This is a genomic window from Dactylosporangium sp. NPDC049140, from assembly GCF_040648435.1.
Map to the genome: position 1 here is coordinate 73,227 of NZ_JBEZDS010000029.1, position 19,340 is coordinate 92,566.

General features: G+C 72.3%; 19 protein-coding genes, 1 pseudogene and 1 riboswitch. Of the genes and pseudogenes, 9 read left to right on the forward strand and 11 right to left on the reverse strand.

All coding sequences use genetic code 11. The annotated features are described in order from the left end of the window. Positions 1-67: 67 nt before the first annotated feature. From AB0B76_RS36005 to AB0B76_RS36015, 3 genes and pseudogenes are all read right to left on the reverse strand, one after another. Entirely contained in the window at positions 68-1,360 is a 1,293-nt protein-coding gene (locus tag AB0B76_RS36005) for a hypothetical protein (RefSeq protein WP_360383941.1), read from the reverse strand. 127 nt (positions 1,361-1,487) lie between these two features. Then, positions 1,488-1,874 (reverse strand): annotated as a pseudogene (gene eno, locus AB0B76_RS36010) (phosphopyruvate hydratase); the annotation flags it as partial. 170 nt (positions 1,875-2,044) lie between these two features. Beyond that, on the reverse strand, positions 2,045-2,752 hold the full coding sequence (locus tag AB0B76_RS36015) for an SDR family NAD(P)-dependent oxidoreductase (protein ID WP_360383944.1): 708 nt from the start codon (positions 2,750-2,752) through the stop codon (positions 2,045-2,047). Between the two features lie 73 nt (positions 2,753-2,825). Here AB0B76_RS36015 and AB0B76_RS36020 point away from each other — a divergent pair, with 73 nt between their 5' ends. The 3 genes from AB0B76_RS36020 (at position 2,826) to AB0B76_RS36030 (ending at position 5,507) form a co-directional block, all read left to right on the forward strand. Beyond that, positions 2,826-3,653 carry a helix-turn-helix transcriptional regulator gene (locus tag AB0B76_RS36020; RefSeq protein WP_360383946.1) on the forward strand — a complete coding sequence of 276 codons (828 nt, stop codon included), beginning with the start codon at positions 2,826-2,828 and terminating at the stop codon, positions 3,651-3,653. Further along, on the forward strand, positions 3,643-3,861 hold the full coding sequence (locus AB0B76_RS36025; RefSeq protein WP_360383949.1) for a hypothetical protein: 219 nt from the start codon (positions 3,643-3,645) through the stop codon (positions 3,859-3,861). Before AB0B76_RS36020 ends, AB0B76_RS36025 begins: the two co-directional genes overlap by 11 nt. 149 nt (positions 3,862-4,010) lie before the next feature. Beyond that, a complete protein-coding gene (locus tag AB0B76_RS36030; protein WP_360383952.1) occupies positions 4,011-5,507 on the forward strand; it encodes a DEAD/DEAH box helicase in 1,497 nt (498 codons plus the stop codon). 97 nt (positions 5,508-5,604) lie between these two features. On the opposite strand, the gene AB0B76_RS36035 is transcribed toward AB0B76_RS36030, so the two are convergent. Together AB0B76_RS36035 and AB0B76_RS36040 are read right to left on the reverse strand one after the other, a co-directional pair. Further along, the gene (locus AB0B76_RS36035; protein ID WP_360383955.1) at positions 5,605-6,645 is read right to left on the reverse strand and encodes an acyl-CoA desaturase; all 1,041 of its coding nucleotides are present in this window, start codon (positions 6,643-6,645) and stop codon (positions 5,605-5,607) included. Positions 6,646-6,726: 81 nt separating this feature from the next. Further along, a complete protein-coding gene (locus tag AB0B76_RS36040) occupies positions 6,727-6,930 on the reverse strand; it encodes a cold-shock protein (RefSeq protein WP_360383957.1) in 204 nt (67 codons plus the stop codon). Positions 6,931-7,189: 259 nt separating this feature from the next. Here AB0B76_RS36040 and AB0B76_RS36045 point away from each other — a divergent pair, with 259 nt between their 5' ends. The 6 genes from AB0B76_RS36045 to AB0B76_RS36070 all read left to right on the forward strand — a co-directional run bounded on the left by AB0B76_RS36045 (position 7,190) and on the right by AB0B76_RS36070 (position 12,941). After that, positions 7,190-8,791: a Na+/H+ antiporter gene (locus AB0B76_RS36045; protein ID WP_360383959.1), complete on the forward strand. Its 1,602-nt coding sequence runs from the start codon at positions 7,190-7,192 to the stop codon at positions 8,789-8,791. A gap of 99 nt (positions 8,792-8,890) precedes the next feature. Continuing rightward, on the forward strand, positions 8,891-9,937 hold the full coding sequence (locus AB0B76_RS36050) for a sulfate ABC transporter substrate-binding protein (protein WP_360383962.1): 1,047 nt from the start codon (positions 8,891-8,893) through the stop codon (positions 9,935-9,937). Continuing rightward, positions 9,937-10,797 carry a sulfate ABC transporter permease subunit CysT gene (gene cysT, locus AB0B76_RS36055; RefSeq protein ID WP_360383964.1) on the forward strand — a complete coding sequence of 287 codons (861 nt, stop codon included), beginning with the start codon at positions 9,937-9,939 and terminating at the stop codon, positions 10,795-10,797. Before AB0B76_RS36050 ends, cysT begins: the two co-directional genes overlap by 1 nt. Further along, a complete protein-coding gene (locus tag AB0B76_RS36060) occupies positions 10,790-11,578 on the forward strand; it encodes a sulfate ABC transporter permease subunit (RefSeq protein ID WP_360383967.1) in 789 nt (262 codons plus the stop codon). Before cysT ends, AB0B76_RS36060 begins: the two co-directional genes overlap by 8 nt. After that, a complete protein-coding gene (locus AB0B76_RS36065) occupies positions 11,578-12,531 on the forward strand; it encodes a sulfate ABC transporter ATP-binding protein (protein WP_360383969.1) in 954 nt (317 codons plus the stop codon). Before AB0B76_RS36060 ends, AB0B76_RS36065 begins: the two co-directional genes overlap by 1 nt. A gap of 14 nt (positions 12,532-12,545) precedes the next feature. Then, positions 12,546-12,941, forward strand: coding sequence for an Rrf2 family transcriptional regulator (locus tag AB0B76_RS36070; RefSeq protein WP_360383971.1), 396 nt, complete (start codon positions 12,546-12,548; stop codon positions 12,939-12,941). On the opposite strand, the gene AB0B76_RS36075 is transcribed toward AB0B76_RS36070, so the two are convergent. The 6 genes from AB0B76_RS36075 to AB0B76_RS36100 form a co-directional block, all read right to left on the reverse strand. Beyond that, positions 12,925-13,590 carry a GNAT family N-acetyltransferase gene (locus tag AB0B76_RS36075; RefSeq protein WP_360383975.1) on the reverse strand — a complete coding sequence of 222 codons (666 nt, stop codon included), beginning with the start codon at positions 13,588-13,590 and terminating at the stop codon, positions 12,925-12,927. The two genes, AB0B76_RS36070 and AB0B76_RS36075, sit on opposite strands and share 17 nt — an antisense overlap. Before the next feature lie 20 nt (positions 13,591-13,610). Continuing rightward, a riboswitch (SAM riboswitch) is annotated at positions 13,611-13,726 on the reverse strand. 76 nt (positions 13,727-13,802) lie between these two features. Further along, positions 13,803-15,080, reverse strand: coding sequence for a serine/threonine-protein kinase (locus AB0B76_RS36080; protein ID WP_360383978.1), 1,278 nt, complete (start codon positions 15,078-15,080; stop codon positions 13,803-13,805). Between the two features lie 25 nt (positions 15,081-15,105). Continuing rightward, on the reverse strand, positions 15,106-16,692 hold the full coding sequence (locus AB0B76_RS36085; protein WP_360383980.1) for a protein phosphatase 2C domain-containing protein: 1,587 nt from the start codon (positions 16,690-16,692) through the stop codon (positions 15,106-15,108). A 16-nt stretch (positions 16,693-16,708) separates the two neighbouring features. After that, the gene (locus AB0B76_RS36090; RefSeq protein ID WP_360383983.1) at positions 16,709-17,464 is read right to left on the reverse strand and encodes a vWA domain-containing protein; all 756 of its coding nucleotides are present in this window, start codon (positions 17,462-17,464) and stop codon (positions 16,709-16,711) included. Next, positions 17,454-18,953, reverse strand: coding sequence for a hypothetical protein (locus tag AB0B76_RS36095; RefSeq protein WP_360383986.1), 1,500 nt, complete (start codon positions 18,951-18,953; stop codon positions 17,454-17,456). The genes AB0B76_RS36090 and AB0B76_RS36095 overlap by 11 nt, the downstream gene beginning before the upstream one ends. Then, complete coding sequence (locus AB0B76_RS36100) at positions 18,946-19,314, reverse strand: hypothetical protein (RefSeq protein ID WP_360383989.1); 369 nt, start codon at positions 19,312-19,314, stop codon at positions 18,946-18,948. Before AB0B76_RS36100 ends, AB0B76_RS36095 begins: the two co-directional genes overlap by 8 nt. Between the last annotated feature and the right edge of the window lie 26 nt (positions 19,315-19,340).

The following is a 19,340-nucleotide window of genomic DNA, read 5'->3' on the forward strand; positions in this document are numbered from 1 at the left end:
CGCGTCCGGGGGCCGTGCGGCCCCCGCCATGGTCGGGCCGCACGGCCCCCGGCTGTCGCGCGGGTTGTCACTCCAGCGGACCGGCCGCCGTCTCCCCCGGCACGTCCGCAGACAGCCGCCGGCGCATCCGGAAGAACACTGCCGCAGCGGCGACCAACACCGCCACTAGACCGCCTCCGGCGATCCAGCGCCAACCGGCCGAGCGACCGACCGATCCGGTGCCGGCGATCAGCGGGGCGTGGCTGCTCGGCGCGGCCGACGGGGCCGGCACGGCCGATGCGGTCGGGTCGGCCACGGTGCCGCCGCCGGCGCCCCCGGCGCCCGCACCGCTCGACGGCGGCCGGCCCGGGCTCAGCGGGTACCGCACGACGGTCGCGCCGGTGCTGATGCCGGTCGTCATCAGGTACACCGCGCCATCGGGTCCGACCCGCAGGTCGGTGACGACCTGGCCGTACGTCTGCCGCTTGAGCACGATCGGTGCCGCGCTGCCGGTCGGGGTCAACCGGAGCACCAACGTCTCGACCTTGATCGGATCGGACTCGCTGGCCGGCCATAGCACGACGTTCAAGGCGACGACCGGGTCGCCGGCGACCACCGCCGCCACCATGCCGGTGCCCTCCATGTCGGTGACGCTCGTGATGCGCCACGAGTGGACCGGAATCCCGGCGGGATTGCGCAGCGTGACGTCCAGGCGGTGCGGGGCCTGCCACGTCACGAGCAACGAGCCGCCGCCCGCCAGGGGCTGGTCGGGCCGGGTGAGCCGGCGCTGGTCGGCGACGCTCAGCGGCTGGCCGGCGCTGGTGGTCGTCGGCATCCAGGTCCCGTCCGCCGGGCTGACCACGTACAGCACGCCGTCGGGCCCGAGGCGGAGCGGACCGCTCATCGCCAGCGGGGCCATCCAGTTGGCCGTTCCGGACACCGTCCGCGAGTAGAGCTTCTGACCGCCGAGCGTGCGGCTGTAGTAGACGGTGTCGCCGGCGACGGCGAAGTCCAGGACGCCGGCCTCCAGCTGCACCGTGCGGCTGGGTACGTCCGGGTGCCCGCTGCTCCAGGCGAGGAGCCGGTCGTTGACCTCGTCGAGCATCCAGACGGTGCCGTCCCGGTCGATCTGGATCGACCAGGGGCCTTCGATGTCGCCCGAGTCGTCCGGCGGCGTGAGGAAACCGACCTGGGTCGCGCTCGCCCGAACCACCGTCGGGCCGGGCGCCGTGAGATGGCCGAACTCGTGCGTGCCCAGGTCGACGCCGATCGTCGAGCCGGCGATGGCCGTGCCGGGCGCCACCAGGGACGCCGCCGTCAACGCCGTGACCGCGGCGCCCATGCAGGCGCGCCTGAGGGCCCGGTTGAGTGTCGTGGACATCTGGTCCTCCCTTCCGACCGGCCACGCCCACCGTCCTGCCGCTGCGGGGTCAACCCGCCAATCCGTACGGCAGGCCGGGCGTGGCGAATTCGATCTCGATGAGCCGGTTGTACTTCGCAACGCGCTCGCCGCGCGCGGGGGCGGCGAACGCCCGGGCGGCGGCCATGGACACCCCGACGATCGCGTTGGCGCCGAGCCGCGACTTGGTGGCGGTGCCGTCCAGCTCGATCAGCGCCCCGTCCAGCTCGGCCAGGTCCGCGAACGTACGCCCGCCGAGCGCCTGGCGGATCTCCCCGTCGACGTGGCCGACGGCGGTGAGCACCCCCTTGCCGCCGAAGCGGCCGGGGTCGCCGTCGCGCAGCTCCACCGCCTCCCGGGTGCCGGTGGACGCGCCGGACGGCACCCCGGCGCGTACGGCCGTCCCGTCGGCGGTGGTCAGGGTCACGGCCAGCGTGGGGCGGGACCGTGAGTCGAGAATCTCCACCGCCCGCACCGATGCGATCTGCAGTCCCATGACACTCCGTTTCCGTGGCAACGCGGCGGCCGGGCTGCTCCCGCCACCCGGCCTCCACGCTGCCCGTCCGGGGAGGCCGGCGCCCGGGTCTTTGGTCATGTGCGCCCGGGACCGCGGCAGCGCGATGGGTCGCCGACGACCCCGGTCGCGGCCCCTGACGGCCGCGGTCGCTACCAGGGCGCCGGGGTGCCGTCGTAGTGGTGGAACCGGCCCGTCGGGCCGTCGTCGGGGAGCAGGGCCAGCCGCACCGCCGCCTCGGCGGCCTCGGCCGGGTCGCCGTCCGCCGCCGCCGCGCGCGGGTTCAGGTCCGTGCGGCGCAGGCCCGGGGCCAGGGCGTTGACGCGGAAGTCGGGCAGGGCCTGGGCGTAGAACAGGGTCAGCGCGTTGAGGGCCGTCTTCGAGGAGCGGTACGCCGCGCCGCTGCCGCCGGTCTGGAACTGGCCGCCCTCGGCGCTCCACGTCAGGGAGCCGGTACCGCTGGAGATGTTGACGATCCGCGGGTTCGGCGAGTGGCGCAGGGCGGGCAGGAAGGCGTTGGTGACCGCGAGGACCGCGAACAGGTTCGTCTCGTAGGTGCGGCGGAACGCGTCGAGGGTGGCGTCGGGCGGGGCGGCGCCGTCGACGATGATGCCCGCGTTGTTCACGAGGACGTCCAGGGAGGGCACGGCGGCCGCCGCGGCGTCGATGCTCGCCTGGTCGGTGACGTCGAGCTGGATCGCGCGGGCGCCGGAGCCGATCTCGGCCGCGGCGGCCGAGCCGTTGGCGAGGTTCCGGGAGCCGACGTACACCTGCAGGCCCGCCGCCGCCAGCTGCTGGGCGATGTGCCGGCCGATGCCCTTGTTGGCGCCGGTGACCAGGGCCGTGGAAAAGTTGCTCATGAGGTCAGCCTGGCGCCCGGCGAGCCGTGGTTCCAGGCACAACCGATGCCTGGCAAGACGGAGGTGCGGCCATATGGCACGGGCGGAGCTGGGCCGGTTCCTGCGCGACCGGCGCGAGGCGCTGCTACCCGGCGACGTCGGGCTCCCGGCCGGGGCCCGGCGGCGCACGCCGGGGCTGCGGCGGGAGGAGGTCGCGGGGCTGGCGAGCATGTCCGTGGAGTACTACGCCCGCCTCGAGCAGGCCCGCGGGCCCCAGCCGTCGCGGCGCATCCTCGATGCGCTCACCGCCGCGCTGCGCCTGGACCCGGCCGAGCGGCGGCACCTGTTCCGGCTGGCCGGGGCCGCGCCCATCGCGCCGCCGGGGCCCGTCCGGCACGTGCGGCCCCACGTCGCGGGGCTGCTGCACCGGGTGGACGCGGCGGCGGTGGTCACCTCCGCGGCGTACGACATCGTCGCCTGGAACCCCCTGGCCGAGGCGCTGCTGTCGAATCTGGGCACCGAGCCCAACCTGGCCCGCCGGCACTTTCTCGGCCGGACTCCCGGCACTGAGGAGTTCGGACACATCGTGGTCGCCCGCCTACGGGCCGCGGCCGACCGGTACCCGCACGACGAGCGCCTCGCCGCGCTCCTGACCGAGCTGCGGGCCAGCGCGGAGTTCCGGCACGTGTGGGGACTCAACCCGGTTCGCGCCGCGGGGCACCGATCGAAGACGCTGACACACCCGCGCCTGGGGCCCCTGCGCGTGGACTGCGACGTCCTGGAGGTCCCCGACGACGACCAGCAGGTCGTCTTTATCACCGCCGACCCCGGCTCGGCGTCGGCCCGGGCGCTGGACGAGCTGGCCGGACGCCGTCTTTCCTCGCCCGGTCCTGGTGCTATACGGTCGCGGTGTGAGAATTGAACGCCACTGGTGGAACGGCGACAACAGCCTGCGCGGGCGTCGGGACGTGTACATCCGCACCGATGGCGAGTCATGGGAGGTCGAGGCCCGCGTCGGCGGCGGGGCCGGCCGGTCGAAGGTTCATCAGTGCCCGGGCCAGCAGTCGGCCGAGATCCTGGCCGGGGCGTGGCGGGCAAGTGGGAGCCGGTGGCAGGTCGTGACTCCCTGATTACCGTCTGGCTTCGGGTAGATCTTCGGGTAGACTAGTATCTCGGCCGCCCCCCAATGGCGGCCGAGTTCGATGTCCCACCGCCACGCGCCGCGGCCGCGACGGTCAGCGCCGGGCTGGGATGTCCCCCTTCGACGTTCGGAGCCTCCATGGCGGCACGCCGCCCGCACCACACCACCACAGACACCACAGACACCACCTTCGCCGGTCTCGGCGTGCCCGCCGCGCTCACGCGCGTGCTGGCCGCGAGCGGCGTCGACCGGCCGTTCCCGATCCAGGCCGCCACGCTCCCCGACGCGCTCGCCGGGCGGGACGTGCTCGGCCGGGGCCGCACCGGCTCGGGCAAGACCTACGCCTTCGTCCTGGCGGTCCTCACGCGCCTGGCCGCCGATCCGACGCCCCGGCGGGCCGGTCGGCCCCGGGCGCTGATCCTGGCGCCGACCCGCGAGCTGGCCACCCAGATCCACGAGGTGATGGCGCCGCTGGCCCAGGCGCTGCAGCTGCGCACGACGACCGTCTTCGGCGGCGTCGCCGCCCGTCCCCAGATCAACGCGCTGCGCGCCGGGGTCGACGTGCTCGTGGCGTGCCCGGGCCGGCTCGCCGACCACGTCGACGCCGGTCACGCGCGCCTGGACGCCATCGAGATCACGGTGCTCGACGAGGCCGACCACATGGCCGACCTGGGCTTCCTGCCGACGGTACGGCGGCTGCTCGACCTGACCCCGCGCACCGGCCAGCGCCTGCTGTTCTCGGCCACGCTCGATGCCGGCGTCGACGTGCTGGTGCGGCGGTACCTCACCGACCCGGTCGTGCACAGCGTCGACACGGCGCTCTCCCCGGTCGCGGCGATGACCCACCACGTGCTGCACGTGCAGGCCGAGGACCGGTTCGCCGTCCTGGTCGAGCTGACCGCCGCGCCGGGCCGGACCGTCGTGTTCACGCGCACCAAGCGCGGCGCGAAGGCGCTCACCCGCCGGCTCGTCACGGCCGGCGTGTCCGCCGTGGAACTGCACGGCAACCTGGCCCAGGCCGCCCGCACCCGCAACCTGCGGGCGTTCTCGGACGGGGCGGTGGGCACGCTCGTGGCCACCGACATCGCCGCCCGGGGCATCGACGTCGAGGACGTCGCCCTGGTCGTGCACGCGGACCCGCCGTCGGAGCACAAGGCGTACCTGCACCGCTCGGGCCGCACCGCCCGGGCTGGCGCGGCCGGGACGGTCGTCACCCTCATGACCGGCGGGCAGGCGTCCGAGGTCCAGGAGCTGACCCGCAAGGCCGGCATCACCGCGACCACGACCCGGCTCCGCCCCGGCGACGCGCTGCTGCGCACCCTCGCCCCGGGCGAGCGGACGCTGGTCCCGCAGCCGGCCCTGCCGGAGCCGGAGCCGGAGCAGCGCCCTCGCCGGCAGGCGGCGGCCAAGCGGTCCAACACCGACAAGCAGCGGTCCGCGCCCACCCGGGCCGGCGCCGAGAAGCGGTCGAACACCGACAAGCGGACCAGCACCGACAAGCGGACCAGCACCGACAAGCCGCGCTCCAGCGGCGAGAAGCGGACGAGCGTCGACCAGCGGGCCGCGCCGGCCCGCGGCAGCGCGGCCAGCTTCTCCAGCCGGGCCCGGCCGGGCGCCCGCCGCGGCGGCCGCTGACCCCGAACGATCAGGCGGCCGGCTCAGCCCCGGCCGCCCCCGAAAAGCCCACGAAAAAGGCGGCCGGGTTGAACCCGGCCGCCCGTTCTGAAGAAATTTAGGCCCCCGCTGCCTGCGGCGTGCGCCCGACCGCGTGCAGGTGCCGCAGCGCCTGCGCGTAGGACGTCAGCAGGCCGGTCTGGCAGTAGGTCAGGTCGTGGGCGCGGCAGAACTGCCGGACCACTTCCTGGGCCCGGCGCAGGTTCGGCCGCGGCATGCTCGGGAACAGATGGTGCTCGATCTGGTAGTTCAGGCCGCCGAGCATGAAGTCGGTGAGCCAGTGGCCGCGGACGTTGCGCGAGGTGAGCACCTGGCGGCGCAGGTAGTCGGTGCGGTCGTCCGGGTTCAGGATCGCCATGCCCTTGTGGTTGGGGGCGAAGGAGCAGCCGAGGTACAGCCCGAACAGCCCCTGATGCGCCAGCACGAACACCAGCGCCTGCAGCGGCGAGAGCACCAGGAGCACCGTCGTGAGGTAGCCGACGACGTGGACGCCGAACAGCGCGGTCTCCCACGCGGAGCGGCCGGTGGCGCGCTTGGCGAGGGCCCGGACGCTGGACAGGTGCAGGCTGATCGCCTCGAGCAGCAGCATCGGGAAGAACAGGTAGGCCTGGCGGCGGTAGATCGCCGCGGCGATCCGGCCCCGGCCGCTGGCCTGGGCGGCCGTGAACGCCAGGGCCCCGATGTCGATGTCGGGGTCCTTGCCCTCCTCGTTGGGGTGGGCGTGGTGCCGGTTGTGCTTGTCGACCCACCAGCCGTAGCTCAGGCCGATGGCGAGGTTGGCGTGCAGCACGCCCACGACGTAGTTGGCCCGGTGGGAGCGGAACATCTGGCGGTGCCCGGCGTCATGGCCGAGGAACCCGAGCTGGGTGAAGACGAACGCCAGGAAGGCGGCCGTCGCCAGCTGCCACCAGGACCGGCCGATCAGCACGAAGGCGACCCAGCCGCCGAGGAACAGTGCGGTGGTGACGGCGATCTTCCACCGGTAATAGGTGGACCGTCGCTCGAGGAGCCCGGCGGCCTTGACGAGCCGGAGCAGATGCGCGTATTGACTGCCGGATCCGGGCCGGACCGCGGGCAGCGTCGGCTGCGGTGATGTCATGGTTCGGCCTCCTGGCTGGGCGCATGGATGCAAACCCGGCCGGTCGGTGGTCCACCGGCCGGCCGGGCGCTGCTTCGAAGCTCAGATGGCGCGAATGTTGGCCGCCTGCGGCCCCTTCTGGCCCTGGGTGATCTCGAACTCCACCCGCTGGTTCTCCTCGAGGCTACGGAAGCCGCCCGTCGAGATCGCGGAGTAGTGGGCGAACACGTCCGCGCCGCCACCATCCGGGGCGATGAAGCCGAAGCCCTTTTCCGAGTTGAACCACTTCACGGTGCCGACCGTCATGTCCTGCTCCTTAGCAAGGCAGTCGGAGGCCACACTGTGTGACCTCCCCGCGTCGCCGCTTTGATGACCTTGCTCCGGGAACCCGGCAATACTGAACTGCGCCCGTAGGTGTGAGACCCACGGGCGCGGCAACGTATGTGGAAATCAAGACTGCAACACTCTGAACCGTAGCACGTACAAGGCCCCTGGGCTGGGTTGTCGGCCCCGGCATACCCGTGAGCGGGCGCGGGGCGCCTGGGCCCGGCCTAAGGTCGACAGGGTGAGTCCCGAGACCTTGCTGCTGCTCGCCCTGGGCGCCCTCGCCGTCGTGGCCGCGGCGCGATGGGTCGGCGAGCGGACCGCGCTGCCGGCCGCCGCCCTCCTGCCGGTCCTCGGCATCCTCTACGCGGTGCTGCCCGGCCCGAACATCGAGCTGGACCCGCACATCGTGCTGACGTTCATCCTGCCACCGCTGCTGTACTCGGCGGCGCTGGACTCGTCACTGCTGGCGATCCGGGCCAACCTGCGCATCGTCATCGGCCTGTCGGTGCTGCTCGTGCTGGCCACGGCGCTGCTCATCGGGGCCGGGTTCGCCCTGTTCGTCACCGGGGCCACCCTCGCCGCCGGGGTGGCCGTCGGCGCCGCGGTCGCCCCGCCGGACCCGGTCGCGGCGCTGGCCGTCGGGCGCAAGGTCGGGCTGCCGCCGCGGCTGATCACCATTATCCAGGGCGAGGGGCTGCTCAACGACGCGACCGCGCTCACCATCCTCAACGTGGCGGTGGCCGCGGCCGTCGGCGGGCACTTCTCGTTCCCGGTCGCCGCCGGGCGGTTCCTGCTCGCGGCGGCCGGCGGCACCGCGGTCGGCGTCGCTGTCGCGTTCGCGATGCGGATGCTGCGCCCGATCGCCAAGGACGCGCTGCTGGCCAACGCGGTGTCGCTGGCCACACCGTTCGTCGCGTACCTCGCGGGCGAGCGGCTGCACGTGTCGGGGGTGCTCGCCGTGGTGGTCGCGGGGCTGATCGTCGGGCACGACACGCCGCGCTCGGGCACCGGCGCGGGCCGGCTGCAGACCAGCGCGGTCTGGCGGCTCGTGGACTTCCTCCTGGAGGGGCTGGTCTTCCTCCTGATCGGCCAGCAGCTACCGGCGGTGCTGCACGGGCTCAAGCAGTACGACGGCAGCACCGTCGCGATCGCGCTGGCCGTGTCGCTGGTGGGCACGCTGCTCCTCCGGCCGGTGTGGCTCATCCTGACGCAGGCCGCGCACCTGCTGCTGCGCCGCGAGGACGAGGGGCTCGCCGGGCGCGAGATCGTGGCCCTGAGCTGGTCCGGGACCCGGGGCGTGATCAGCCTCGCGGCGGTGTTCACGATCCCGCTGACCACTGACGCGGGCGAGGGCTTCCCGGACCGGGACCTGCTGCTGTTCTGCACGTTCGTGGTGGTACTCGTCACGCTCGTCGGGCAGGGGCTGACCTTCGCGCCGCTGGTGCGGCTGCTCGGGCTGCGGCCGAACGAGGTCGACGAGGCCCGGGAGCGCAACGAGGCCCGGGCGGCGGCAGCGCACGCCGCGCTGGACCGCCTCGACGACCTCGACGAGGACGAGCCGGCCGAGCAGCGCGAGATCGAGGCGCTGCGGCGCAAGTTCAAGGAGCAGCTGCAGCGGTACGAGCACCGCCTGGACGTGCTGCAGAAGGCCGACTCCGACGAGCTGCCGGTCTCCGAGCGCTACGAGGCCGCCCTGCGCATCCGGCGGCTGGCGATCGAGGCGCAGCGGGAGGAGATCCTGCGCCGCCGGGATGCGGGCGGCCTCTCCGACGAGGCGCTGCGCCGGCTCGAGCGCGAGCTCGACCTGGAGGAACGGGTCCTCCCCGACCGTCCGAACTAATCCCATCTGATGACTGGGATTGACGAACCACGCCCGTCTTTACTACATTACCTACTCACTAAGTAGGCAACCTAGACTTTAGACTTCGAGGATGGCTCCGTGAAGCTGCGTACCCGCGTGCTCGCTGTCGGTACAGCGTTCTTCCTCTCCGGGACCGCGCTGAGCGCCTGCGCCGGCACCGCCGACAACTCCACGTCCGCCGACAGCGGGGGCGCCGTGACGCTCGCGCTCGTCGCGTACTCCACCCCGCAGGCCGCGTACGAGCAGCTCATCGCCGCGTACCAGAAGACCGACGCGGGGAAGAACATCAAGTTCACCCAGTCCTACGGCGCCTCCGGCGACCAGAGCCGGGCGGTGGCCAGCGGCCTGAAGGCGGACATCGTCGCCTTCTCGCTGGAGCCGGACATCACCCGCCTGGTCACCGCCAAGCTCGTCGACGCGAGCTGGAACAGCGACCAGTACAAGGGCATGATCACCGACTCGGTCGCGGTCATCGGCACCCGCAAGGGCAACCCGAAGAACCTCAAGACGTGGGACGACATCGCCAAGCCGGGCGTGCAGGTGCTCACGCCGAACCCGTTCACCTCCGGCGGCGCGAAGTGGAACATCCTGGCCGGCTACGGCGCCAAGTCGAGCAAGGGCAAGGACGCGGCGGCCGGGGCGACCTACCTCGACGCGCTGTTCAAGAACGTCCCGGTGCAGGACAACAGCGGCCGCGCCTCGCTGCAGACGTTCACCAGCGGCAAGGGTGACGCGTTCATCTCCTACGAGAACGAGGCCCTCTTCGCCCAGAAGAACGGCCAGGCCGTCGACTACACCGTGCCCGACGACACGATCCTGATCGAGAACCCGATCGCGGCGACCACCAACAGCGCCCACCCGGCCGAGGCCAAGGCGTTCGTCGAGTGGCTGCACACGCCGGCCGCGCAGAAGATCTACGCCGAGAACGGCTACCGCCCGGTCGTCAAGGACGCCGGCGGCCCGTCGTTCCCGACCCCGTCCGGCCTGTTCACCATCGGCGACCTCGGCGGCTGGTCGAAGGTGAACAAGGAGCTGTTCGACCCGGGCACGAGCGTCATGGCCTCCATCGAGCAGAAGCTGGGCATCTCCACCTCGGCCGCCCCGAGCCCGGCGGCGTCCAAGTAATGACCGCCACGGCCGTTCAGAAGCCCACCGGGTCCGGCTCCGCGCCGGGCCCGGCCGGGCCGCGTGTGCACCGGCGCCGGCCGCCGGTCGGCACCGCCCTCAGCCTCGGCACGGCGGTGCTGTACCTCAGCCTCATCGTGCTCATCCCGCTCGCCGCCGTCGTGTGGCGCTCGACGGACGGCGGCTGGGACACGTTCTGGCGGGCCGTGCGCACCCCGGACGCGTGGGCCGCCCTCGAGCTCACCGTCGGCGCCTCGCTCGTCGTCGCGCTGATCAACGTCGTCATGGGCACCGTCATCGCCTGGGTGCTCGAGCGCGACAAGTTCCCGGGCAAGAGCGTCGTCGACACACTCATCGACCTGCCCTTCGCGCTGCCGACCATCGTCGCGGGCCTGGTCCTGCTGGCGCTGTACGGCACCAACAGCCCGCTGCACATCAACCTCGCCTACACCAGGCTCAGCGTCGGGGTGGCCCTGCTGTTCGTGACGCTGCCGTTCGTGGTGCGCACCGTGCAGCCCGTGCTGCGCGAGCTCGACCGGGACATGGAACAGGCGGCGTACTCGCTGGGGGCCTCCCCCGCCACCACGTTCCGCCGGATCATCCTGCCCAACCTCGCCCCCGCCATGATCTCGGGCGCGGGCCTGGCCTTCACCCGGGCCATCGCCGAGTACGGCTCGACGAACCTGCTCACCGGCAGCATCCCGTTCGAGACCCAGGTGTCGGCGGTGAACATCTTCGGCCGCATCGAGAGCGACGACACCACCTCCGCGGCCGCGATCTCGACCGTGCTGCTCGTGGTCGCGTTCGTGGTGCTGATCGGCCTCGACCTCTTCCAGCGCTGGAGTGCCCGCCGTGGCTAAGTACCCGTTGCGCATCCTCGCCCTGGTGTACCTGCTCTTCCTGCTGGTGCTGCCGGTCGGGCTGGTCATCTGGCGCACCTTCGAGCACGGCCTGCGGCCCGTAATCGACACGCTGACGTCGGAGAACGCGACCCACGCCTTCGCCGTCACGCTGTCGGTGGCGATCTGGTCCGTGCTGGCCAACACGCTGTTCGGCATCGTCGCCGCGCTGCTGCTCGTGCGGCACCGGTTCCCCGGCAAGCGGCTGCTGAGCGCGCTCATCGACCTGCCCCTGGCCGTCTCGCCCGTGGTCGTCGGCCTCGCGCTGATCCTGGTGTACGGCAAGTTCGCCCCGGCCGGCGGCTGGCTGGAGCGCAACGGCCTGCAGATCATCTTCTCGCTGCCCGGCATGGTCCTCGCGACCGTCTTCGTCTCCCTGCCCCTCGTCGTGCGCGCGATCGTGCCCGTGCTGGAGGAGATGGGCGACGAGCAGGAGCAGGCGGCGCACACCCTCGGCGCGTCGCGCTGGCAGACGTTCCTGCGCATCACGGTGCCGGGCATCCGCGGCGCGCTCGGCTACGGCATCGTGCTCTGCCTGGCCCGGGCCCTGGGCGAGTACGGCGCGGTCGCCGTCGTCTCCGGCCGGCTCGTCGGGCAGACGCAGACCGCGACGCTGTTCGTCGAGGAGCGGTACCAGAACTACGACCAGACCGCGGCGTTCACCACCGCGACCGCCCTGGCCATCATCGCCATCGCGATCCTGCTCATCACCAAGCTCCTGCGGCCGAAAGAGAACGCCTGATGGCCATCGAAGTCCGCGACGTGAACAAGTCGTTCGGCAAGACCCCGGTCCTGCGCGACATCTCCGTCGACATCGCCTCCGGCTCCCTGACCGCGCTGCTCGGCCCGAGCGGCGGCGGCAAGTCGACCCTGCTGCGCGTCATCGCCGGCCTGGAGCGCCCCGACACGGGCTCGGTGCTCATCAACGAGGTCGACGCGACCGGCCTGACCCCGCAGCGGCGCAACGTCGGCTTCGTGTTCCAGCACTATGCCGCGTTCAAGCACATGACGGTGTACCGCAACGTCGCCTTTGGCCTCGAGGTCCGCCGCCGCCCGAAGGCCGACATCCGCAAGCGCGTCATGGAGCTGCTAGAGCTCGTCCACCTCGACCAGTTCGCCGACCGCTACCCGGCCCAGCTCTCCGGCGGCCAGCGCCAGCGCATGGCCCTCGCCCGCGCCCTCGCGCCCGAGCCGGAGGTGCTGCTGCTCGACGAGCCGTTCGGCGCCCTCGACGCCCAGGTCCGCAAGGAGCTGCGCACGTGGCTGCGCCGCCTGCACGACGAGGTCCACGTCACCACCGTCTTCGTCACCCACGACCAGGAGGAGGCGATGGACGTGTCCGACTCGATCGTCGTCCTCGCCGACGGCGTCGTGCAGCAGGTCGGCACCCCGGGCGAGATCTACGAGAACCCGGCCAACCCGTTCGTGATGAGCTTCCTCGGCCCCGTCACGCACCTCGACGGCAAGCTGGTCCGCCCGCACGACGTGGCGCTGTCCCGCGAACCCGGCGGTACCGCGGCCACCGTCACCCGCGTGGTCTCGCTCGGCTTCGAGGTCCGCATCGAGGCCCGGGCCGGCGACCGCGACGTGTGGGCCCAGCTGACCCGCGCCGGGGCGAAGGCGATCGACGTCAAGCCCGGCGACACCGTGTACTTCAGCCCATCCGCCGAGGCCCGGACCTTGGCCGCCGTGTGACGTCGTCCGTTCGCATGCTGCCCAAACGCATCGAGTACTCGATCCGGGCCCTGGTCGCCCTGGCCGGCGCCGCCCCGCAGACGGTGAAGGCCCAGGACGTCGCCGACGCCCAGGACATCCCGCCCGGCTACCTCTACGACCTGCTGGCCGACCTGCGCCGCGCGGACCTGGTGCAGGTCCAGCGCGGCACGGGCGGCGGCTACGCGCTGGCGCACCCGGCCGCGACCCTGACCCTGGGCGAGATCGTCCGCCGGCTGGACGGCCCGGGCCAGGACCCCCCGGCGGGCCACGACCTGCCGCCGGACCGCGCGATCGAGCGCCTGCACCACCTGTGGGACCGCGCGAACCGCGTGCGGCTGGACTACCTCGACGCGGTCACCCTGGCCGACCTCATCAACACGTCGGCGTAGCTTCCGGGGCATGGCCACGCTGACGCCGGCCCGGTTCCGGGTCGCCGGCCCGTTCGGGCACCACTGGCTCATCGGGCGTCCGCTCGACGATCCGGCGGCGACCGGGCCCGGTGACCGGGTCCAGCAGCGCCGACGCGTCGGGCCAGGCCAGGCGCAGCTTCACCGGGTTGCCGTTGAGCCGGGCCGGGTCGCCGCCGGGCGCGGACACCGGCGCCTCCTCGACGCAGCGCGCCCCGCACGCGGAGTAGAACGCCCGGGCCGCGGTGTTCTGCCGCAGCACCCACAGGTACACGCCGCCGCTCTTGACCGCCCGGGCGCCGCGGGCCAGCAGCTGCGAGCCGATCCCGCCGCGGCGGGCGTCGTGCGCGACGTGCAGGTTGTCCACGAGGCTGCCCCACCGCGGATGGTCGCCGAGCACAACGTGCACGAAGCCGACGAGCCGCCCGTCGCGCTCGGCGAGCACCGTCGCGGTCCCGGCGGGCGCGGCGAGCCTCGCCGACCACACGGTCCGCCGGTCGGCGACCACGTCACCGTCGAGGAACGCGTCGGAGTAGGCGCCGCGGTAGTGCCGGCGCCAGCTGTCGGCGTGCAGCTCGGCGACGCGGCCGGCATCGCGCACGTCGGCGGACCGGAACTGGACAGGAATCATCGGTCGGACACCCCTCGGACCGTCGCGGCTTGCCCGGCACGGGATGCGCCGAGCCCGGTCCTCACCCGGGGCACCCCGCCCGCGAACGGAGGGTTGCCGGCCAGCAAGCCGGGGCTGAACGCTGACACTCATGACCGTCGCCAGGAACCTATCACCTGTGCCTTTGACCGCACAGCGTGCCGCTCCGAACCCGCCCCGGCGCTGGCGACGGCCTACGGGGCGTCGTCACCGTCGATGAGGTCGGTGATCGGCACCAGGATGATGTCGTCGTAGTGGGGGACCTCGGCCACGGGCTGACCGGCGAGCGGCAGGTCGAACTTCAGCGGCACGTCGGCCCTCGGCGTCGGCGGCGGAGCGACCCGATCCGGAGGGGCGGCCACGACCGGCGGGGCCACGCGCGGCACCTGCGGCGTGACGGCGGGCGTCGGCGCGACGGCGGGCGCCGGCGCGACGACTTGTGGCGGCGGAACGACTCGCCGCGGCGGGGCGGGCGGTGCCGGCGCAACGACTCGGGGCGGCGGAACAACTCGCGGCGGCTCCGACGGCACCGGCGCTGACGGCGTCTCGACCGGCCCGATGGCGTCCAGGGCCGTCGCCCACTCGGACAGGAGCGGACAGTCCGTAAGCCCCTGCGAGCGCCACGCCCGGTCGAAAAGCCGGGCGATGCGCTCCGAGTGGGTCCGCAGCGCCTGGTACACGATGCGACTCTTGGCGTTGTCGCCGCAGAGCTCCTGGTTCGAGAACAGGCTGGCGTCGCTGACGACGGAACGGATCTTCGAGTCATGCAGTGTCAGCAGCTCGGCCAGCAGCATCGCGCCGGCGAAGCGGTCGCCGGCGGCGTTCCAGCAACCCTTGTTGCGGTTCGCGGGGTGCGCGTAGCCGGGCGACCCGTCGGTCGGGTACTCCGGCCGCTTGAGCAGCTCGTTGTACATGTCCTCGACGTCGATGAGCTGGATGTCGAACCCGCCCGCGGTCGGCCTGAACATGATGTTGGTGCTCGAGATGTCGGTATGCGCCAGTCGCTTCGACTCCAGACCGGCCAGCAGCCGCGACGTCTCCTGGGCCAGCGCAATCGAGGTCGCCCGCGACAGGACCTCATGCTCGATGTAGTCCGCCCAGGGCTGCCCGTCGATCCACGGCATCAGGACCGACCAGCTGAGCGCGGGTTCGCCGATCGCCGCCGCCTCCCGGTCACTGATCACGTGGCGGTCGCAGACCCGCATGCCCGGCAGATGGACGAAGTTGCGCAGCTGGAGGGCCGAGGCGACGTGGTCGACGACGGAGTACTGCCGGTGGAAGACCTTGAGCGCCGAGGCCGTGCCGTCGACCGCCGTGAGCTTGTAGACCTTGGCCTTCTTGCCTTCGCGCTGGTACGCCATCATGTCGCTGGCCACGAACGAGGTCTCGGCCGCGAAGGTGTAGCGCACCGCGTCGATCGTGATGTCCCGGCCGACCCAGTCGTCGCCCACGAACGGCCGATACGAGGTCACACGCCTCTCCCTCCTGCCGGGGTCCTCACGCCGGAACCACGAAGTCGATGACGCCGCCCCACCGGACGGCACCGTCGGCGGTGCGGAACCCGATCCGGGCGAAGAACTGCCCATGCGGCAGGACGGTCTCGAATCGGCCGCCGTCCACCCGTACGTCCCTCCTCAGGTTCCGCGAAACGAGACGCAGCGTGCACGGCCCCGGCGCCTGCCACAGGAACTGGACGTGCGTGCCCCGCTGCTGCACCCGCAGGTCCGGGCCGGCCCGCTCGGGACGCGACGGATAGGGGCCGGGCTCCGGCGCGGTCCGGTGCGCCGCCGTCGGGGACAGCTCGATCGGCGGCGTCCACGGCCCGGCGCCCTCCGCGGCGTGCGAACGCACCCGCACCCAGACCGGGCCATCGAACGGCGGTGGCCGGAACGTGGTGGTGTGCAACTGGTACGCGACCGGAATCTCGAATGACCGGGTGGGCGACAACTCCACCGTGTAGGCGTCCGCGTCCGGCACACGGTCCCAGGTCAGGCGGTAGGCCCCGCGGGTCAGGCTTGTCCACGACACGTGCGGCGGGGGGATCTCCGACGGCGGCCGCAGCGGGCCGTCGACAGGCCGGGACCGCGGATCTCCGGGTTGCCGTCCACCGGATTCCGGGGCAACGGCCGTCTGCGGTCCGGGTTCCTGCTGTCCCGGCCGGTCGTCCGTGTGCTCGGGTGGCGCCGGGACCGGGCCCACGGCCGACAGCGGCGGCATCGCCCCGGCCGCGATCTCGATGTCGACGAACGACATGTCGTCGCCCTCGGGGCGCAGGGCCGATACGGCGAGCATGTCGTCGAGCCGGGCGTCGCCGAGGACGAGCACGGCCTCCAGGTCGCGGGCGACGACGCCGTCGGAGCTGGCAACGACCCGGGCGACGCCCTCGAGTGGGCTGTACCAGGTGGCGACAGTGCCGCGCGGACCGAGCCGGGTCGACCACCGATCGGCCGTCCGGCCGGACCGTTCGTGCCGGGTGCCGTCGGTGCCGATGACCACGAGGCGGACGTCGCCGAGCCAGGCCAGCGCCACGGCCGGGGCCTCGCCGTCGAAGTCGATGAGGCCGCAGGCAACCATCGCCTCGCTGCCGTACTCCCGCCGCTGCTCCAGCAGTTCCCGGACGAAGCCGGACGCACTCAGCGGGATGGGATGCCGGGCAATGGATTCGGCCGACTCCGTCGCGAGCCGCTCGAGGCAGGCCTGCACGTCCGCGGCGAACCGTTCCTCGGACCGGACCGGCGGATGATCGCACAGCCAGCCGGTGAGGCCCTCGGCGAGCGTCCGGGCGGCCAGTTCGCCGAGGAACGACGAGCTGACGCCGTCGGTCACGGCGAAGCACAACCGGTGGCTGCTGTACGCCATCGCGAGATAGTCCTGGGATGGCTCGTCGCGGCCCGCGCTGTCCAGCGACCGGTCCAGCAGGCATCGGACGGTGGCCGGGCCGGCCTGCCACCGCGCGACGGGATGCCGCTGCCGCGCATCGACTCTGAGCCGGCGCACCTCCTCCGCCCCGGCCTCGCCCAGATCCCCCGACCTCGCCGAGGGCGAACCCGACGCGCCGGACCGGGCTTCCGGTTCGTTTCCCATGGCTTGGTCCCTGTCCCTAGGCGATCGGCGTCATGCCCGACATGGTGAACGCCGCCTCGAGCATCTCGGGTGTCTCCCCCGAAAACATCATTCTGGAGCCTGGGCGGATCGAATAGCCACGATCGACGAAGAGCTTCAGGTAGGAGTCGGGAATCACGGACGACAGGTCGAACAGCAGCCCGGCCACGCTGCCTCGGACGTCGTCGGGGGTCGCGACCCCGCGCCACCGGAAGGGGTCATCGACCTTGACCCGCAGAGCCGAGTCGTTGAAGAAGATGTTCTCGACCAGGACCGGGCCGTCCGGAAAGGTCATCTGCTGGATCCGCTGGACGACCGGGACCGGTGAGTCACCGGTGTACGAGCCGTCGGTCAGGTGGCAGATCAGGGGCGCCGGGCAGTCGCGCAGATTCCCCCGCTCCCTGATGAGCAGCTGCTCCGCCTGAAGGAACGCGGCCGCCGTCTCGGTCGGCCCGGACGGGGTCATCGCCGGGACACCGAGCTGGACCAGGTCGGTGATCGGGCGGATGCCGCCGTACACGTCGCGGACGGTGTCGTTGTAGGCGAAGGCGGCTACCCGGTACCGCGCCGCCGGTGTCGAACCCTTGATGGCGCGGCGAGCCATTTCCCGGATGACCTTGATCAAGGTGACGTTGACCAGGTCGATCCGGCGGCCTCGGCCGTCACCGATCGGTTCGTTCATCGACGCGCTCATGTCGAGCAGGTAGATGATCAGCGCGGGCGTCTGCCGTGTCGCGACTCGCTCATAGCGCACCTTCCGGCTCCTCCCGCCACGGATCGTTGTTGTCGAAGGGGATCTCGGCGCCGGTGCGGGCGCGTAGCCGGCCGGAAAGCTCCGATACCGCGGCGACCAGCTCGGTCTCGCTCACCGGCCCGATCTGGATGAGGACGATCGGCTCTCGCCGGGTCGCCGCGACCTCGCGGCGCCAGACGTCGATCCGGTCCTGCCAGTCCGACGGCCGCTGCAGCCGTCCGCTGTGCACCCAGTGCAGGCGCTCGGCATCCTCGATCAGGCGGACGATCGTCGCTACCGCCGCGTCGCCCGGAGCCTTGGTCAGCGCGCGGCGAACGGCAGCGCTCAGCGAGCTCGGTGCGACCGGAGCCGCTTGCCGGCTCGGGGCTGGAGGCTCCACGCTCACGGGCGTGACCGCCGGAACCGTCGTCGGCGGCGGCGCAACCGGCTCAGGCGCAACCGGCTCAGGCGCAACCGGCACCGGCACGACCGGCACAGGCGCGACGGACACAGGCGCGACGGGAGCGGACTCGACGGGAGCGTGCGCCGCCGGAGCCGGAGCGGGCACGATCGGAGCGGGCACAACGGCCGGCGGCGTCGCCCGCGCGGCTGCGGCCGATGCGGCCGCGGCCGATGCGGCCGCGGCCACAGGAGCCTCCGCCGGTGCGGCCGCCATCGGTGCGGGCGCTGGACCCACCGGATCCGGCTGACGCTGAGCCGGCACGGCCGAGCTGGGGCGCTGGAATGCGGCGTTCGGGAACAGCGGGATCTTCGCGACGTTCATGCCGCGCTGCCGAGGCGAGTGCACCTCGGGCAGCACCACGTCGTCGCTCGGATATCGGTCCTGCAACACCTCGCTGAGCCGCTCCCCGACCTCCTCGAGAGACAGATACCGGTCGGCGCCGTCGATGCCGTCGAGCAGCACGGACATGAGCCCTTCGCAGAACATGGTGAACGGCTGCCCGACCGGAGCCTTGGCGGCATCGTCCTTCGACGCCGCCACCAGCAGGGCCGTGTCACGGTGATTGAAGGCCCGGCTCACGAGCGGCGTAAGGCCGTCCGCCGACTGGAACTCGCGTACCGCCTCACCGGCGAAGCAGCAGTCCAGCATCACGAAGACGGCCGAACCGCGGAACGTCTTGCGCACGACACCGGCCAGCGAGCTCGCCCGCAGTCCGGTGACGTCCTCGAACTGGGTGCGGGTGCTGCGCAGCGCGAAGAAGTACTCGCGGCTGCTCAGGAACGCGCCGTGGCCGACGTAGTAGATGATGAGGTCGGTCGCGTCTTCGGCGGACCTCAAGCGCTCGTGGATACGCACGACGAGATCGGGCGGGGAATCTTCCGCATCGAAGAAGTCCGCGACCTCATAGGTTCCGGGGCCGTCCGTCCGGCCCGCGAGGAACTGTTTCAGCGCCTGGGCCGAGTTGTGGAACGCGATGTTGTCCTTGCCCCGCAGGAGCGGAAAGCGGCTCGCACCCAGCACCAGCACGAGGAAATGCCGGTCACTCATTGCGCTGCGTGCGCATCGCCGCCACCGTCCCGGCGACGTCGATGTTCGCGGCCGCGTCGCCGGTCGCGACGACACGGCCCTCCGTCGTCTCGATGACGACCCGGTTGCCGCGCTTCGCGATGTACGTGTGGACGGCCCGCATCGCCATCGCCGCCGCCGGCGTGCCGAGCAGCAGCACCAGCGTGGTGCCGAAGTCCTGGGTATCGGTGCGTTCCCGCTCCATGTTCGTCGTGACGGCGTCGCCCGCCTCCCCGTCGATCAGTTCCTGCAGCTCAAGGGCCGCCTGATTCGCCTCCGCCACGCTGAGACCGGCGAACTTCACCCGCAGGACCACATTGTCGTCAGTCAACGCCGCGTCCAATCAGATCGAGCACTCAAATGTTGCTG

Excerpts from the sequence above, each read along its gene's own strand:
- AB0B76_RS36005 (WP_360383941.1), bottom strand. The coding sequence starts at position 1,360 with ATGTCCACGACACTCAACCGGGCCCTCAGGCGCGCCTGCATGGGCGCC.
- AB0B76_RS36015 (WP_360383944.1), bottom strand. The coding sequence starts at position 2,752 with ATGAGCAACTTTTCCACGGCCCTGGTCACCGGCGCCAACAAGGGCATC.
- AB0B76_RS36020 (WP_360383946.1), top strand. The coding sequence starts at position 2,826 with ATGGCACGGGCGGAGCTGGGCCGGTTCCTGCGCGACCGGCGCGAGGCG.
- AB0B76_RS36030 (WP_360383952.1), top strand. The coding sequence starts at position 4,011 with ATGGCGGCACGCCGCCCGCACCACACCACCACAGACACCACAGACACC.
- AB0B76_RS36035 (WP_360383955.1), bottom strand. The coding sequence starts at position 6,645 with ATGACATCACCGCAGCCGACGCTGCCCGCGGTCCGGCCCGGATCCGGC.
- AB0B76_RS36040 (WP_360383957.1), bottom strand. The coding sequence starts at position 6,930 with ATGACGGTCGGCACCGTGAAGTGGTTCAACTCGGAAAAGGGCTTCGGC.
- cysT (WP_360383964.1), top strand. The coding sequence starts at position 9,937 with ATGACCGCCACGGCCGTTCAGAAGCCCACCGGGTCCGGCTCCGCGCCG.
- AB0B76_RS36065 (WP_360383969.1), top strand. The coding sequence starts at position 11,578 with ATGGCCATCGAAGTCCGCGACGTGAACAAGTCGTTCGGCAAGACCCCG.
- AB0B76_RS36070 (WP_360383971.1), top strand. The coding sequence starts at position 12,546 with ATGCTGCCCAAACGCATCGAGTACTCGATCCGGGCCCTGGTCGCCCTG.
- AB0B76_RS36075 (WP_360383975.1), bottom strand. The coding sequence starts at position 13,590 with ATGATTCCTGTCCAGTTCCGGTCCGCCGACGTGCGCGATGCCGGCCGC.
- AB0B76_RS36085 (WP_360383980.1), bottom strand. The coding sequence starts at position 16,692 with ATGGGAAACGAACCGGAAGCCCGGTCCGGCGCGTCGGGTTCGCCCTCG.
- AB0B76_RS36095 (WP_360383986.1), bottom strand. The coding sequence starts at position 18,953 with ATGAGTGACCGGCATTTCCTCGTGCTGGTGCTGGGTGCGAGCCGCTTT.